Here is a 1584-nt window from a genome sequence, read left to right on the forward strand (position 1 = left end):
TAGCATGCAAATATGCCACTTGTCACATTGCTACTAATCACTTTCTCAGCAAAAAACCAACTACTACTTTATGATTATCCATTAGCTTTCATATTTTTACCCTATACTGCTAATTAATGAGGAAAAATACCTCAGTAAATGGATTTCACGGTTGGTACCTAGGAGAGCTCTATGTTTGCGTTCGTTCGTCAGTTTCCCCTCTATATCATGGTCAGTGTTGTTGCAGGCGTCCCATTATTACTTGCTATTTTTCTTGCGGTTCAGCACACCATCAATTTAAACACTCAGTCCCACCAAGCCCTGAAAGATCAGCAGCTAGTGACCTTAATCACCCACTACGACAACCTAGCGCATAATCTCGCCGTCGAACGTGGACTAACAGCCGGCGTACTGGGTAGCCAAGGCAAAACTGAAATCGTGCAAAAGCTGACTCAGCAAAGAAAAAAAGTCGATGACGCGATCAATTCATTGGTTCAACTTAACACGCCATTAATTAGCAGCAGCGATAGCTACGACTTACTCCAAGATGTCCAAGTGCAGCTCAATCGACTCAATCAGGTTCGACAAGGGGTTGATCGCCTTTCGCCTCAAATTGCACCTTTTGGTTATTACTCCAACCTGAATCAGCTCATCATCGACAACATTGACGTTTTGATTGCACAGACTCAAAGCCGAGAGCTAGGTACACTTGGCGATGCGTTGATCTCTGTGATCGTGATGAAAGAGCGTGCAGGCCAAGCACGCGGCGCACTTAATGGGGTATTTGCGAAAGGAAGCGCCACATCTGTTTTGTTCTCCAACATTGAGGGATACATCCAATCGGGGGATTACGCATCAAGAAAAGCGCAAATTGCGTTCCCAGAACAATATCGACAGTCATTGCAATCGCACCAAAGCAATCCTGCGTGGAAGAAGGTTGAGCAAATACAGCAATCCTTCCTTAACCAGAGTGCCAACCTAGACAGCATTCAAGGCCCTCAAGCAACTGAATGGTTTCCTATGGCAACCGAGCGCATCGGTCTCATGAACCAGTTGCGTAACCAAATGGTTGATCAGATGCTCAGTGCAGCAGAACATTCCGCGCAGCAAGCCACGTTAAATCGCAACTTGTTGATGGCTGCGACTGCTGTGATTTCTCTGCTTATGATCATGATGGTGTGGGGGTTGGTTGCAAGCCTACGAAGCCGCGTTGGTCGCCTGAAACAAACCCTGCGCAGTATGTCTGAGCACCACGATATGACGGTTGAACTCGATTCTCGCGGCAAAGATGAAATCGCTTCCATCTCGAACAGCATTAATGCCTTGATCTCTAACTTCAGAAAGCTGCTGTTTGACGTCACTAAGACCAATAACGAGAGCTCAAATCGACTACAAAACATTGTTGAATCTGCGCAGGATCTTGATAGCAGTAGCCGCTCTACCATCGCTAAGTGCGACAACATCGCAACCGCGATGACTGAACTCGCACAATCGAGTGTGGAAATCGCTCAGTCCGCAGAGCGCGCAATGGGTGACACCACAACCATGAATAACAAAGTGGTCGACTGCCAGACCCAAAGTGAATTGTCTTACCGCTCCGTGCAA

Annotated in this window: 1 protein-coding gene; it reads left to right on the forward strand. The window is 46.8% G+C overall.

Annotation, left to right across the window (positions count from 1 at the left end):
• Window positions 1-171 precede the first annotated feature (171 nt).
• On the forward strand, window positions 172-1584 hold a 1413-nt coding region (locus tag R7O12_RS24355), incomplete at its 3' end, for a methyl-accepting chemotaxis protein (RefSeq protein WP_318126606.1).

It is taken from the genome of Vibrio sp. Vb1574, from assembly GCF_033338675.1.